Consider the following 14,921-nt stretch of genomic DNA (forward strand, 5'->3'; position numbering starts at 1 on the left):
TCTTAAACTGTTATTTTTAAACCATCATAGGCCAAAAACACGTTTTTGGGTAATATTTTAGAAACTTCATCATGAAAACCTAGTTTATGGCTAATATGAGTTAAGTACGCTTTTTTAGGTTTCATTTCTGCAATAAAATCGAGGGCTTCTTTTAAATTAAAATGAGTTGGATGTTCTTCTATTCTTAAAGCGTTAACAACTAAGACATCTAAGTCCTTCAATTTTAATTTTTCTTCATCAGAAATAGATTTTACGTCTGTTAAATAACCAAAATCTCCAAATCGATATGCAGTTATTGGTAAACTTCCGTGTAAAACTTTTATGGGAGTTACTTTTAATTCATCTATAAGTAAGCTCGTGCCCTCTACAATTATTGGCAACACACTTGGCGCACCCGGATACCTGTTTTTTGTACTAAAAATATACTCAAACCTTTTCTCTAAACTCCTTAAAGTTCTCTCGTTTAAATAAATAGGCATTTCTCCTATTTGGTAACAAAAAGCTCTTAAGTCATCTAAACCTCCTATATGATCTGCGTGTTCATGTGTAAAAAAAACACCATTTAAAGATTGTACATGCTCTCTTAGCATTTGCTGCCTAAAATCTAAACCGCAATCTATGGTATAAGAAACATTGTCCCAAGACACCAAAACGGAAGACCTTAAACGCTTATCTTTTAAGTTTTTAGACAAACAAACAGGGTCGTTACTTGCAATCATCGGAATTCCTTGTGAAGTACCTGTTCCTAAAAAAGTAATATTCAGTTGTTTCTTAGTTAAGTTCATTCCAACAAAAATAACATAAAAATTGACTGATAGCCGTCTATTTTAGTACATTTGTTTCAACCTTAATAAATAGCATTATATATGGCAATATCTTTAAAAGGAGATCAAGAGATTAGTAGTGTTCCTACAATTAAAAGCAAAGCGCTAAGAATTAATTTAAATAGAGATATTTACGGAACTTTTGCTGAGATTGGTGCAGGACAAGAAACTGCTCGTAACTTTTTTAGATCTGGAGCTGCTTCAGGAACAATAGCAAAAGCGATGAGTGCTTATGATAAAGATTTCTCTGATGCTATTTATGGCATGGAACAAGACAATCGTTATGTAACACAGCCTCGTTTAAAAAAGATGCTAGGTCACGAAATCGATTTAATGGAAGATCGATTAAGCAGACAAAAACATCCAGATAAATTATTTTTTAGTTACGCCAACACTGTAACTACCATAGATTTTGCAAAACAGTTTAAAGGACATGGTTGGGTAGGTATTCGTTTTCAACTAGATCCTTTAGAAGGATATAATGAAATTGTTTTACACTTGCGTTTTAAAGAAACGGATGCTCGTTTACAACAAGAAACCTTAGGTATTTTAGGTGTAAATCTAATTTATGGCGCTTTTTATTTAAATGATAATCCTAAAGATTTAGTAAAATCTTTTTATGATAACTTAAGCAATGACCAGTTAGAAATTGATATGATTAATTTTGCGGGACCTCGTTTTATGTATGTAGACAACCGTTTAATGAGTTTACAATTACTAAAAAATGGTATGACAAATGCCGTTATGTTTGGCCCAGACGGAAACAATTTATTACCAGCACAAGTTTTATATAAGAAAAACATTTTAGCTTTACGTGGAAGTTTTAGACCTGTTACTAAGGTAAATATGGACATGTATGAAAAATCTAAAAAAATATTTTTAGCAGAAAATAAAGTAGAAGAAAGTAAAACGCAAGTAATTTTCGAGATTACCCTAAGTAACCTAACATCAGAAGGTAAAATTAATGAAAGAGATTTCTTAGACAGAGCAGAATTACTTTGTTCTCTAGGACAAAATGTAATGATTACAAGCTTTCAACAATACTTTAAATTGGTAGAATATTTTAGTGAATTTACCAAAGAAAGAATGGGCTTAACCATGGGAGGGCAAAATCTTATAGAGCTTTTTGAAGAAAAATATTACCGTAATTTAAGTGGAGGAATCTTAGAGGCTTTTGGTAAGTTATTTTATAGAGATTTAAAGGTATACACCTACCCTTATCATGACACGAAATCTGATGAGTATATTACCATAGAAAACTTAAAAGTTCATCCAAGAATGAAAGAACTGTATAAGTTCTTTAAAAACAACGGAAAACTGGTTAACATAGATGATTTTGACAAAGACATCTTAGATATTTTTTCTCGTACTATCTTAAAAATGATTTTAAACGGAGAAAAAGGATGGGAAGAAATGTTGCCTGAAGGAATTTCTGACACTATAAAGCAAAAAAGACTTTTTGGTTACTCTAGAACAAGAGTAAGAAAATAAGCATTAAACCTTTTATTACTTTTTGAGTCTAAACTTTACAAACTATTATAGTTGACTGATGAAACTATTTTAATAGAACAACTAAAAAATGTTCAGACTAAAGACAAAGCGTTTAGAGAACTTATAACTCTCTATAAACAACGCTTGTATTGGCATATCCGTAAAATTGTGATTTCTCATGATGATGCAGATGATGTTTTACAAAACACCTTTATTAAAGTTTTTAAAAATATAGATAAGTTTAACCAAGGGAGTAAGCTATTTTCTTGGATGTACAGAATTGCTACCAATGAAGCTATTACTTTTATAAACAAAAGGGCAAAAAAACGAAGTTTAGATATTGCTGATTATCAACAAGAATTAGCTTCTACTCTAGCGAGTGATGATTTTTTTACAGGTGATGAAATTCAACTCATTTTACAAAAAGCAATTGCAACATTACCGCAAAAACAACAACTTGTCTTTAATATGAAATATTTTGATGAACTAAAGTATGATGAAATGTCTGAAGTTTTAGAAACATCTGTAGGAGCTTTAAAAGCCTCTTATTATCATGCTGTTAAAAAAATTGAACTTTATATAAAAAAAGAAACAAATTAAACCTTTTTATAAATAAGAGGTCTAAAGAATATCATGGAAAACAATATTAAAAATAGCGAAGAGTATTTAAACTCAATATTAGGAAAGAAAACTAGTTTTTCTCTTCCTAAAAACTATTTTGATACCATTGAAAATGCTATTGAAACAAAATTAGCAGAAGAAAATCTAAAAAAAGAAAATGGTTTTACAACACCAGATAACTACTTTAAAGATTTAGAAAATGAAATTTTAGCTCAAGTTTCAGCACCTAAAAAAGAAACAAAAGTTATTTCTTTAAAAGAAAAGATTTTAAAAACAATTCCTTTTGCAGCAGCAGCATCAATCATTTTATTTATCGGGTTTAATTCTTATGTATTTAACAAAACAGAAGAACTTACCATAGACTCTCTTTCTGATGATGATATTGAATTTTGGATAAACTCTAACACGCTACACACTAATGACATTGCTATTGTATTAGAAAATGACATATTAGAAGAAAGTGATTTTTATTTTTCATCTTTAGAAGACGAAAACATTGAAGATTATATAAATTCTATAGATAACACTTCATTTTTAAATGAAATAAAATAAAAATTAAGAATATGAAAAAAATTATAACCCTTATTTGCATTACCCTTTTTTGTACTCTTACCCTGTCTGCTCAAGACAGTAAAGGAAGTAAAGAGAAAATTAAGGCACTTAAAGTTTCTTATTTAACAGAAAAACTAAACTTAACACCAAGTGAAGCTGAAAAATTTTGGCCTATTTACAACGCATACTCTAAAGAACAATATTCTTTAAGATATACACTTAGGCACGAAATTAAAACGGCAATGAAAGATAAGGAAGGTGAAACAAACTGTTTAACCGAAAATGATGCAGAAAAATTAGTCCTGTTAAAATTAACAACAGATCAGAAAACGTACGAATCTCAGAAAATCTTTATAAATAACATTAAAAAAGTAATTTCTTATAAAAAGATTGTTCAACTACAAGTAGCAGAAATGGAGTTTGGCAGAAAATTAATGAGTAAATACAAACATAGGAAATCAGAATCTAAAAATTAAACAAAAAAAAGGAAGCTAAATGCTTCCTTTTTTTTATTCTTTAATTAATGCCATGCAAGAATATAATTCTGGTTTATTAGAAGTAAACTGCTTTAACCAAATTGTTAGCTCATCTATTTCATAAGGTAACAATCGACTTAAGGCCTTTTCGACTTCTTTACAAAACAAATCTGAATTAAAACTCACCTTCTTTAGTACCGTTTTAGTGTACTCAAACATTGCTCTAGCCATTTTTATTAATTAAATTAGACAATATAAAACACCTACTAAATCGTTATAGTAGCGTTACCAAATTTAACAAAAAAAACCATCATTATTGAAATGATGGTCTTAAATTTTGCTTAAAAATTTGTTAAGATTATAAAGTGTTAATCTTTTCTACTAAACCTTTTGCTTTTTCTTCTAATTCTAGGTTGATTGCTTTAAAGTGAGCTTTTTTGTTTTCTACCTTACTGTTGTTTACTTTAGATACTAAAGTGTCAAAAGTTTCGATAGCTTCATCAATAATTGCTTCTCCTTTTTCAGTTGCATTTTTTAAGATTGAAACATCTAATGCATATTCGATAACATCACCTAAAACGTAATTGATATCTTTTTTTAAGTTTTTTATACTTGCCATAACTTATTTAAAATTTAATTTTGCAAAGTTAGGTGTTTTTATCTAATTGTTTCTTATATTCTTCAAAAAATAAACCAATATGATATCCGTCTACTAATGCGTGGTTTGCAGCAATAGCTACAGGCATCATTATTTTATCGTTTTCTTCAAAAATTTTACCAAAAGATAACTTTGGTATACTTTCATTTTTAAGTCCAGAAATGGGTTCTTTTTGGCTTGTAAAAGTAAACCATGGTAAAGCAGAGCAATAAATACAACTATCCGATTCTGTTGGTGGAAATAAATCTGTAGAATTCGAAATTCGTTCTTTCTCGTCTAAAAAATTCTTATTGAATATTTTAAAATCTTCAGAAAAACGAATAAAAGAAAATCCAAAAGTATGGTCTTTTCTTGCAATGGTTGCTGAAGCATGAATAGTATCACAGATAAAAATTTTATCTCCTTGTATTCTATATTTAAAATTTTCTATTTTATTTAATGCCACTAAACAAGCATGTAAATACATAACAAAGAAAGATTCTTTTGCTGTTTTAGATTTTTTATAAATCTTACTAACATCAACATTAACCGTCACTCCAAAAAAAGGATCTTCTAAATTTTTAAAATGTTCGTAATGTTGTTTCCTATTCCAGATATCAATATCTAAATATTTCATAAAAAAGGAAGGATGTCTTTAATGTTAGCAACTGTTGTATAGTCTGAATCAGATTTTTCTTGATCACTCACCTCTTCATGAACCCATGTGGTATGAAACGGAACATGAATGGCAGATGCACCTAAAGCTACTAATGGTAAAACATCTGATTTTAACGAATTACCAATCATTAAAAATTCTGATGGCTTAATATCTAAATGCTTTATCAACTTCTTGTAATCTTTTGCCTTCTTATCACTCATTACTTCTATGTGATGAAAATATTTTAGCAAATTAGATTTCTCCAACTTTCTTTCTTGATCTAATAAATCTCCTTTGGTAGCAACAATCAATTTATATTTTCCTTGTAGCGATTGCAACACCTCTTCTACTCCATCTAGCAATTCTATAGGTTTATCTAACATCTCTTTACCGATGTTTAAAATTGCGGCTATTGTTTTTTGATTTACGGTATAATTAGAAAGCTCTAAAGCACATTCTACCATCGATAAAATAAAACCTTTTACACCATAACCATAATAGGCTAAGTTTTTAACCTCTTTCTTAAAAAGTTCTTGGTCTATTTTATTTTCGGTCTCGTACTTTGCTAATAATTTTGCAAATTGATGTTCTGCATCTCTAAAATAAGTTTCGTTTACCCACAAAGTATCATCCGCGTCAAAAGCAATTACCTTTATGTTGTTACTTATTTTCATGATTTATAATTTTAAAAATTGAATCGCTTTTTCTAAATCTTCCGGAGTATCTATACCTACAGCTTCTACATCTGTTTCTACCATTTTAATTTTTTTACCAATTTCTTGGTATCTAATGGCTTCTATTTTTTCTGCAGCTTCCAATGGAGTCATTGGTGTATTGTAAAAATCTATTAGCGCTTGTTTTCTAAAAGCATACACGCCTTTGTGTTTATAATACTTAACTGCAATATCTTTATCTCTATGAAACGGAATTACACTTCTAGAAAAGTAAATTGCTAAATTATCTACATCGGTAATTACCTTCACATTATTAGGATTTTCAATATCTTCTTTATTGGTAATTTGTACTTTTAAAGAAGCCAAATCAATCTCTTTTTTATCGTCTTTTTTAAAGACATCAATTAATTTAGAAAGCGAAACTTCATCTATAAAAGGTTCATCTCCTTGTACGTTAATTACAATATCTGCTTCTATATTTTCTACTGCTTCGGCAATTCTATCAGAACCGCATTCGTGTTCTTTGATACTCATAATTGCTTTTCCGCCTGCGTTTTCTATAGTTTTAAAAATAACATCAGAATCTGTTACAATAAAAACATCATCAAATAAATTGGTATGCAAAGCGGCTTCATACGTTCTTAAAATAACAGGTTTCCCTCCTAAATCTTTCATTAACTTTCCAGGGAAACGAGATGCACTATATCGTGCAGGAATCATGGCAATTATTTTCATAAATTATATTTAAAAGGGTACTGTAAAAAATTATTACTCTCCAGAATAACGCACAAAATTTCTTCGTGTTTCGTATAAAGTTACTTCTATTTCTAAATTTGCTGGTATGTGAGCTCGTAATTTATTATAAATAATTATCGAAATATTTTCTGCAGTTGGATTTAAGTTTTTAAATTCTGGAACTTCAATATTTAAGTTTTTATGATCAAAAGGCTCTTCTACCTCTTCTTTAATCAATTCTCTTAACAAGCCTAAATCATACACAAAACCAGTAATAGGATCTACCTCGCCAAACAACGCCACTATCATTTCATAATTATGACCATGATAGTTTGGGTTGCTGCATTTACCAAATACTTCTGCGTTTTTCTCATCAGACCAGTCCGGATGAAATAACCTGTGAGCAGCATTAAAATGTGCTCTTCTATAAACTTTTACTTTAGGCATTTTTTAATTTTTCAAAAGATTTATCAAAAATAATTTTAAACCACTCTGTATATTCATTTGGATTGTTCTCCATGTCTTTTTTAACATCAAGTAAAGTCATCCACTTATAAGCTTCTACTTCTTCTTTATTTATTTTTGGAGCATCGTTATAATAACCAACCATTACATGATCGAATTCATGCTCTGTTAAACCGTTATCAAAAGGTGCTTTGTACATAAACGAAAAAACTTCCTTTATCTCCGTAACAAATCCCATTTCTTCCATTAATCTTCGTTTACCTGCAGCTAAATTTGTTTCACCATCTCTTTGATGAGAACAACAGGTATTTGTCCATAATAAAGGCGAATGGTATTTATGTGCTGCTCTTTGTTGCAACATTAATTCTCCTTTATCGTTAAAAACAAAAACTGAGAAAGCTCTATGCAATAATGCTTTTTCGTGCGCTTCCATTTTTGCCATTAACCCAATCTGGGTATCTTTTTCATCAACTAAAACTACTTGTTCTTCCATATTAGCAAAAATAAGAAAATCAATGAGTATTAAATCATAAAATAATTACAAAAGCCATCAGAGTTTTCTTTTCTTTTATTTTGATAACATATATTTGTAATTCTTAACGCCCAATTTGTTTCATGAAAATTTTCTTAAAAGCCTTTTTTATAGTTGCCATAATTGCATTTTATCAATGTAAAGATGAAAAGAAACCTGTAGAAAAACAAACCAATAAAACTAAACTAGAAGAGAAAGTTGTAAAAGCATGGGATAGCTTAAATAGTAAAAACACAGAAGCTTTTTTAACCGAATTTGGCAAACAAAACCCAGAAACCATTGTAGAAATTACAACCGATTTTGGTAAAATAAAATTGCGTTTATTTGATGATGTGCCAATTCATAGAGCTAATTTTATTTTCTTAACCAAAATAAAATATTTTAACACCACCGTTTTTTATAGAATTGCTAAAAACTTTGTGCTACAAGGTGGTAATTCTGATGAAATGTACACCCAGAGAGAACGCCGAAAATATGGAAACTATCTGCTAGAACCAGAATTTAGAAATAACAGAAAACATAAATATGGTGCATTGGCAGCAGCAAGACAATGGGACCACAACCCTAATAAATTATCCAGCCCTTTTGAGTTTTATATTGTTCAGAGCAAGAGAGGTGCTCATCATTTAGATAATGAACACACTGTTTTTGGTGAAGTTATTTCTGGATTTGATACCATGACAAAAATATCTAAAGTAGAAGTTGGCGTAGATGAATGGCCCGTTAATGATGTAAAAATGCACATAGAAATTATAGAATAAAGAGCTATTCCATAGAGAATTGTTAAGAAATGATACTATTTAGTGTCTAGCAAAAAAGGACTTAAGACCGCTGCACTAAAAGACACAAGAAACAAGACTTTGTCAAATAACTATTTTTAAGTGTTTGGTCCGTTAAAAGAAAAACTCAATAAAAGCCTGTAAAATAGGTGTCTTTATTTTCTTTTTATCACCAATCAACAACCTTTTATCTAAGATACTAGACTTGCTTCTAATACAAATATTTTTCATTTAGAAACAAACCTCAGAGAATTGAATCCTTAGCTATCGATCTGCGATTAAAATCACTAAAAAAATTATAGAATAAACCCTATCTTTGCACCTCAAATTTTGTAGATGACATTTTTAGAAGAAATAGCACGTAGAAGAACTTTTGGTATTATATCGCATCCGGATGCTGGTAAAACCACATTAACAGAAAAATTATTACTTTTTGGTGGCGCAATTCAAGAAGCTGGTGCTGTAAAAAATAATAAGATAAAAAAGGGAGCAACTTCCGATTTTATGGAGATTGAACGTCAGCGTGGTATTTCTGTTGCTACTTCTGTTTTAGCTTTCATTTATCAAGATAAAAAAATAAACATTTTAGATACTCCTGGTCACAAAGATTTTGCTGAGGATACTTTTAGAACTTTAACTGCTGTAGATAGCGTTATTGTGGTAATTGATGTTGCAAAAGGGGTTGAGCCTCAAACCGAGAAATTGGTGGAAGTTTGTAGAATGAGAAGCATACCAATGTTGGTTTTTATCAACAAGTTGGATAGAGAAGGAAAAGATGCCTTTGATTTATTGGATGAAGTTGAGCAAAAATTAGGTTTGCGCGTTACTCCAATGAGTTTCCCAATAGGAATGGGATATGACTTTAAAGGAATTTATAATATTTGGGAAAAGAAATTAAATCTTTTTTCTGGTGATAATAAAACCTCTATTTCTAAAGGTGTTGAGTTTGATGATTTATCGAACCCAGAACTAGACGAAATAGTGGGTAAAAAAGCCGCGGATACTTTACGTGAAGAAATAGAATTGATAAGCGAGGTTTACCCCGATTTTGACAGAGAAGAGTACCTGAGCGGTTCGCTCCAACCTGTATTTTTTGGTTCTGCTTTAAACAACTTTGGAGTAAAAGAATTATTAGATGCATTTATTAAGATTGCGCCTTCTCCACAACCTAAAAAAGCAGAAGAGCGTTTAGTCGATTCTAAAGAGAAAAAAATGACTGGTTTTGTGTTTAAAATCCATGCAAACATGGATCCAAAACACAGAGATAGATTGGCTTTTATTAAAATCGTATCGGGTACTTTTAAAAGAAATGCGCCTTATTTACATGTTAGAAATGGTAAAAAAGTAAAATTCTCTAGTCCGAATGCCTTTTTTGCTGAAAAGAAAGAAATTGTAGACGAATCTTTTCCTGGCGATATTGTAGGAATACATGATACCGGAAACTTTAAAATTGGAGATACGTTAACAGAAGGTGAAGAATTGAATTTTAAAGGAATTCCTAGTTTTTCTCCAGAACATTTCCGTTACGTAAACAACGCAGACCCAATGAAATCTAAACAATTATATAAAGGTTTAGATCAATTAATGGATGAAGGTGTAGCGCAGCTATTTACTTTAGATATGAATGGTAGAAAAGTTATTGGAACTGTTGGTGCGTTGCAATATGAGGTAATTCAATACAGACTAGAACACGAATATGGAGCAAAATGTTCTTACGAAAATTTAAGTGTTCACAAAGCGTGTTGGGTAGAACCAGAAGATATTAAGAACGATGAATTTAAAGAATTTAAACGTGTTAAGCAACGTTATTTAGCAAAAGACAAACAAGGTCAGTTGGTGTTTTTAGCAGATTCTGAATTTACCATACAAATGACACAAAGTAAATACCCAACGGTAAAGTTGCATTTTACAAGTGAATTTAAAAAATAATTATGATGAAGAAACTTCTTTTTTTACTGCTAGCAGCTCTCAGTTTTAACGGGGTTTCACAGACTTATAATTTATCAGATTTTAAACCAAAAGAATTACACAATTTTATTCGTTTAAATTATATTTTAATAGACCAACCAAATAAAACATACGATTATGGAGATGGTACATCCTACACACTTCAACCAAAAATGGGTTTGTTTGGATTAAGTTATAATTTTCCTTTAAATGATTGGTTATATACAGGTGCTGGTTTTCACGGGGCAGTATATGGAGATCAAGGTGGTTTATTTACTTTAGGCGTAAATTTAGGAGTAAACACCCAACTTTATAAAAACTTATATTTTGACGCCAACGTGCATATAGGAGGCGGTGGCGGCTTTAGAAGCTTAGTTGATGGCGGTGGAATTATCTACCCAAATATAGGGTTGCAATATAAAAATAACGGACATTCATTTGGTTTGCAATATGGTTATGTAAACTTTTTTACAGGAATTCAAAAAGGAGATAATATTTCCTTTTTTGTAGAAATACCAACCTCGTTAAGATCTACATCTTACAAACATGCTCAAAAATCTTTTACAGCTAACGATGAAACTAAAGATAAAGTTTGGACAAAACCCGCTGCAAAAAGTGTACAACAAATAACTTTTGACTACTTATTTCCAATAGGATCTTCAAGAAATGATGGTATTGGAAACTTTAATAATACCACTCCACTTACCCAAACATTAAGCCTTTTAGGTTTTGAGTACCAACGTTATTTAAACAAAAACACCTTTATTTACGCACATGTAGACGCTATGTATGGTGGTTTAAGAGCTGGTTTTATGGATGTTTTTTTCGGTATTGGTAAAAACTTTGTAGAAACAGAATATGTAAACTTTTTTGCCAAGGCAGGAATTGGTGCTGCAGGAGGTAGAATTTTCCCTGAAGGTGGTTTAACCATGTACCCAAGTGTTGGTGCAGATGTAAAAGTTACCAAAAATTTTGGATTAGGTCTTCATGGTGGTTATCATAAATCTGTTAGTGGTACTTTTGAAGCATATACAGCCGGTTTTAGTTTAAAATATTATGGTTTAAGCGGCGGAATAAAAGATCCTTACACAGCAGAAAAAATTAAATATATAAATACCCAAGGAATACAAATTGGTGTGCAAAATCAAACCTATTTTGATGTTGCCATTCTTGATAAACCACAATACAAAGAACATGATTTAGAGTTAATAGCATTAAAAATTAATTACGACCTAAACCATCGTTTTTATATAGCCGGAGAAGCTTCCTTTGCTTATTTAGGTGGTGCAGGTGGCTATGCTCATGGTATTTTTGGTCTAGGAATAAAATCAAATAAATTTTTAAATGATAACTTTTCATTATTTGCAGAAGCTGCAGCAGGTGTTGCAGGTGGTGGTGGTGTAGATTCTGGCGAAGGTGTTTTAGTAAGACCAACCGCCGGTATTAATTATCATTTAAACGATAATTTTTCGTTTACAGCTTCGGGCGGACAAATGTGGTCTCCTTATGGTAACGTAAACTCAACAAATTTAAATATTGGTTTTACCTATGGTTTATCAATTTTAAATGCTAAAAAATAATGCATTCTAGACTTGTTTATGCTGAACTTGTTTCAGTATTTCAGAATCATATCAATAACAATAAAATCTTGATGCATTTCAAGATTATAATTAATGTCAGTTCGAGCGCAGTCGAGAACTATTAAATGAATGAAACACCTCGACTGCGCTCGAGAAAACAAAAAAAGTAAATTAAAAGATTATGAATAACGGAATTTATGCAAAATTCACCACTCCAAAAGGTGAGATTTTAGTACAATTAGAACACGAAAAAGCTCCTGGAACTGTTGGTAATTTTGTTGCTTTAACAGAAGGAAATTTAGAAAACTCAGTAAAAGAACAAGGAACTCCTTATTACGATGGATTAAAATTCCACAGAGTAATTCCAGAATTTATGGTTCAAGGTGGTTGCCCACAAGGAACAGGAACTGGTAACCCAGGTTATAAATTTGATGATGAATTTCACCCAGATTTAAAACATGATGCTCCAGGAAAATTAGCAATGGCTAATTCTGGTCCTGCAACAAACGGAAGTCAGTTTTACATTACCCACGTTCCTACTCCATGGTTAGACGGTAAACATACTGTTTTTGGTTCTGTAATTGAAGGTCAAGATGTAATTGATGCAATTGCACAAGGTGATGATATGACTGTAGAAATTATTAAAGTTGGTGCAGAAGCAGAAGCTTTTAACGCTGTTGAAGCTTTTAGAACTTTTGAAGGATCTAGAGAAAAGCGTGAAGCTGATGAAATAGCAAAACAAAAAGCATTGTTAGATACGGTTGCTGCTGGTTATGATGAAACTGCAAGTGGTTTACGTTACCAAATTTTACAAAAAGGAACAGGAAAAAAAGCAACTAAAGGTGCTGGAGTTTCTGTACACTACAAAGGTCAATTATTAGACGGTACTGTATTCGATTCTTCTTATAAGAGAAAAGAACCAATCGATTTTAATGTTGGTGTAGGTCAGGTTATTTCTGGTTGGGATGAAGGAATTCAATTATTACAAGTAGGAGACAAAGCTCGTTTTGTAATCCCTTCTAATTTAGCATATGGTTCTGCAGGTGCAGGAGGAGTTATTCCACCAGATGCAACACTTATTTTTGATGTAGAATTAATGGCTGTAAAATAAGAATAATATTCTTTACAAGTTATATAATTACAAAAAGCTCTCTGATTTCAGGGAGCTTTTTCTATGTATAAAAGTTTTAATACTTAAAATAGGCTTCTCTAATACGGAATGATTTTTAAAATGATTCCTAAAATTTTAAAACAAATAGCACCTACTAATAAAGCATCTTAAGAGAAATTTCTGAAACTTGTTTTTCTATAGTTGACACCCTATACAGCTTCCGTTGACAACTAAAAATCAATATTTTACAAAAAAAATAGAATAAACTCAATATTTATTGTAAATTCAAAGCATCAAATTCTTCCCATTTCCTATGAAAGAATTTTCCCTAAAAATTAAACTGATTGCTGGATATATCCCCTTTTAAATGATACATATCCGTAATTAAAGTTAGCATATAAAGAAGTTGGCAAAAATACCTCAGTGAGCTCGAAAAATATAATGTAAAGAAAACTAAAATAACTTATCATTTAAAATTATAATGTAAAGAAAAATGAATTTTCTTATCATTATAAATTACCTTTGTTAAGAAAAATAGAATTTCTTATCATTATGAATGACTTTAAACTTGAAAAACTTCCTTTAAAAAAAGACATTGAAACAAAAAATGTTCTGAAAAAATTAAATGAAGCTCATAGAGCATTAGCTGAATTAAAAGGTTTAGTATCTAGTATTCCAAATGAAAATATCCTAATTAATACTTTAGGATTGCAAGAAGCAAAAGATAGTTCTGAAATTGAAAATATCATCACAACACACGATGATCTTTATAAAGCTGAACTAAATTTAGATGGAGTAAAATCGTTAGATGCTAAAGAAGTTCAAAATTATATTTCTGCATTAAAAATTGGATATTCATTAATTTCAAAAAGAAATATTTTAACAAATAATGACATTATCCAAATACAATCTGAATTAGAAAAAAATAATGCAGGTTTTAGAAAAGTTCCTGGAACTGCATTAAAAAATGCTAAAACTGGAGAAACAGTTTATACTCCGCCACAAGACATTGAAACTATAAAAAATTTAATGTCTAATTTAGAACAATTTATTAATGACGATACTTTATCTGACTTTGACCCAATAGTAAAAATGGCTATCATACATTATCAATTTGAAAGTATCCACCCTTTTTATGACGGTAATGGTAGAACAGGAAGAATTATTAATGTGCTTTATTTAGTAATGAAAGATTTACTTGATTTACCAATTCTATATTTGAGTAGGTTTATTATCGAAAATAAAGCTAAATATTATGAATTATTACAAGAAATTAGAATTACTGACAATTGGGAGAATTGGTTAATTTATATTATCAAAGCAGTCGAGCAAACTTCTAAACAAACTATAATTCTAATAAAAGAGATACAGAAATTAATGCTTGAGTATAAACACATAATTAGAGATAATTATAAATTTTATAGTCAAGATTTATTGAATAATTTATTTCAACATCCATACACAAAAATTGAGTTTATAGAAAGAGATTTAGGTGTATCAAGAATTACAGCTGCTAATTATTTAAATAGACTGGCGAAAGATGGAATTCTAAAAAAACAAAAACTAGGAACAGGCAATTACTATGTCAATGAAAAATTATATACGATTTTAACAAAAAAAGTACTTTAGCCAACAACGTGTAGTAAAAATTGCTAAATTAGTGCTTAACTAAAAGTAGTTACTTTTTTATAAACTTCTGTTTTCCTTCGGAAAATAGCCGTTCATAAAACCGCAAATTCCAATACACAACAACGTTAGCACCCCCAAAATCTTTAATTCCAAAAACATAAAAAAGGCTGTCTAAAAAGCAATAAACCTTGTCATGCTGAACTTGTTTCA

At 30.4% G+C, this 14,921-nt stretch carries 17 protein-coding genes; 9 read left to right on the forward strand and 8 right to left on the reverse strand.

Annotation, left to right across the window (positions count from 1 at the left end; translation table 11 throughout):
* Positions 1 to 2: 2 nt before the first annotated feature.
* The gene (locus KV700_RS05230; RefSeq protein WP_218599421.1) at positions 3 to 785 is read right to left on the reverse strand and encodes an MBL fold metallo-hydrolase; all 783 of its coding nucleotides are present in this window, start codon (positions 783 to 785) and stop codon (positions 3 to 5) included.
* An 81-nt stretch (positions 786 to 866) separates the two neighbouring features.
* On the opposite strand from KV700_RS05230, the gene KV700_RS05235 reads away from it, so the two are divergent.
* Genes KV700_RS05235 through KV700_RS05250 form a run of 4 tightly spaced genes read left to right on the forward strand, consistent with a single transcriptional unit; the run spans position 867 to position 3,964 of the window.
* Positions 867 to 2,315: a TonB-dependent receptor gene (locus KV700_RS05235; RefSeq protein WP_166381871.1), complete on the forward strand. Its 1,449-nt coding sequence runs from the start codon at positions 867 to 869 to the stop codon at positions 2,313 to 2,315.
* A gap of 51 nt (positions 2,316 to 2,366) precedes the next feature.
* A complete protein-coding gene (locus KV700_RS05240) occupies positions 2,367 to 2,915 on the forward strand; it encodes an RNA polymerase sigma factor (RefSeq protein ID WP_166381869.1) in 549 nt (182 codons plus the stop codon).
* A gap of 33 nt (positions 2,916 to 2,948) precedes the next feature.
* A complete protein-coding gene (locus tag KV700_RS05245; protein ID WP_218599422.1) occupies positions 2,949 to 3,488 on the forward strand; it encodes a hypothetical protein in 540 nt (179 codons plus the stop codon).
* Between the two features lie 11 nt (positions 3,489 to 3,499).
* Complete coding sequence (locus KV700_RS05250; protein ID WP_166381865.1) at positions 3,500 to 3,964, forward strand: sensor of ECF-type sigma factor; 465 nt, start codon at positions 3,500 to 3,502, stop codon at positions 3,962 to 3,964.
* A 33-nt stretch (positions 3,965 to 3,997) separates the two neighbouring features.
* Here KV700_RS05250 and KV700_RS05255 read toward each other — a convergent pair whose 3' ends face one another.
* The 7 genes from KV700_RS05255 to idi form a co-directional block, all read right to left on the reverse strand.
* Entirely contained in the window at positions 3,998 to 4,195 is a 198-nt protein-coding gene (locus KV700_RS05255; RefSeq protein WP_166381863.1) for a hypothetical protein, read from the reverse strand.
* Between the two features lie 127 nt (positions 4,196 to 4,322).
* Positions 4,323 to 4,583: a hypothetical protein gene (locus KV700_RS05260; RefSeq protein WP_166381861.1), complete on the reverse strand. Its 261-nt coding sequence runs from the start codon at positions 4,581 to 4,583 to the stop codon at positions 4,323 to 4,325.
* A 28-nt stretch (positions 4,584 to 4,611) separates the two neighbouring features.
* Positions 4,612 to 5,238: a chloramphenicol acetyltransferase gene (locus KV700_RS05265; RefSeq protein ID WP_166381859.1), complete on the reverse strand. Its 627-nt coding sequence runs from the start codon at positions 5,236 to 5,238 to the stop codon at positions 4,612 to 4,614.
* Positions 5,235 to 5,933 (reverse strand): HAD family hydrolase, encoded by a 699-nt coding sequence (locus tag KV700_RS05270; protein WP_218599423.1) that lies wholly within the window; start codon positions 5,931 to 5,933, stop codon positions 5,235 to 5,237. Before KV700_RS05270 ends, KV700_RS05265 begins: the two co-directional genes overlap by 4 nt.
* A gap of 3 nt (positions 5,934 to 5,936) precedes the next feature.
* On the reverse strand, positions 5,937 to 6,668 hold the full coding sequence (kdsB, locus tag KV700_RS05275; RefSeq protein WP_166381855.1) for a 3-deoxy-manno-octulosonate cytidylyltransferase: 732 nt from the start codon (positions 6,666 to 6,668) through the stop codon (positions 5,937 to 5,939).
* A gap of 33 nt (positions 6,669 to 6,701) precedes the next feature.
* Positions 6,702 to 7,115, reverse strand: a complete 414-nt coding sequence (locus KV700_RS05280; protein WP_166381853.1) for a 6-carboxytetrahydropterin synthase — start codon at positions 7,113 to 7,115, stop codon at positions 6,702 to 6,704.
* Positions 7,108 to 7,626: an isopentenyl-diphosphate Delta-isomerase gene (idi, locus tag KV700_RS05285; protein ID WP_166381851.1), complete on the reverse strand. Its 519-nt coding sequence runs from the start codon at positions 7,624 to 7,626 to the stop codon at positions 7,108 to 7,110. Before idi ends, KV700_RS05280 begins: the two co-directional genes overlap by 8 nt.
* A 122-nt stretch (positions 7,627 to 7,748) precedes the next feature.
* On the opposite strand from idi, the gene KV700_RS05290 reads away from it, so the two are divergent.
* From KV700_RS05290 to KV700_RS05310, 5 genes are all read left to right on the forward strand, one after another.
* Positions 7,749 to 8,426: a peptidylprolyl isomerase gene (locus tag KV700_RS05290; protein ID WP_166381849.1), complete on the forward strand. Its 678-nt coding sequence runs from the start codon at positions 7,749 to 7,751 to the stop codon at positions 8,424 to 8,426.
* 354 nt (positions 8,427 to 8,780) lie between these two features.
* Positions 8,781 to 10,373 carry a peptide chain release factor 3 gene (locus KV700_RS05295; RefSeq protein WP_218599424.1) on the forward strand — a complete coding sequence of 531 codons (1,593 nt, stop codon included), beginning with the start codon at positions 8,781 to 8,783 and terminating at the stop codon, positions 10,371 to 10,373.
* Between the two features lie 5 nt (positions 10,374 to 10,378).
* Positions 10,379 to 11,971 carry a hypothetical protein gene (locus KV700_RS05300; protein ID WP_218599425.1) on the forward strand — a complete coding sequence of 531 codons (1,593 nt, stop codon included), beginning with the start codon at positions 10,379 to 10,381 and terminating at the stop codon, positions 11,969 to 11,971.
* Between the two features lie 181 nt (positions 11,972 to 12,152).
* A complete protein-coding gene (locus KV700_RS05305) occupies positions 12,153 to 13,082 on the forward strand; it encodes a peptidylprolyl isomerase (RefSeq protein ID WP_218599426.1) in 930 nt (309 codons plus the stop codon).
* A gap of 552 nt (positions 13,083 to 13,634) precedes the next feature.
* Complete coding sequence (locus tag KV700_RS05310; RefSeq protein ID WP_166381843.1) at positions 13,635 to 14,711, forward strand: Fic family protein; 1,077 nt, start codon at positions 13,635 to 13,637, stop codon at positions 14,709 to 14,711.
* Positions 14,712 to 14,921: the final 210 nt, after the last annotated feature.

Source organism: Polaribacter sp. NJDZ03 (assembly GCF_019263805.1).
Taxonomy (GTDB): domain Bacteria; phylum Bacteroidota; class Bacteroidia; order Flavobacteriales; family Flavobacteriaceae; genus Polaribacter.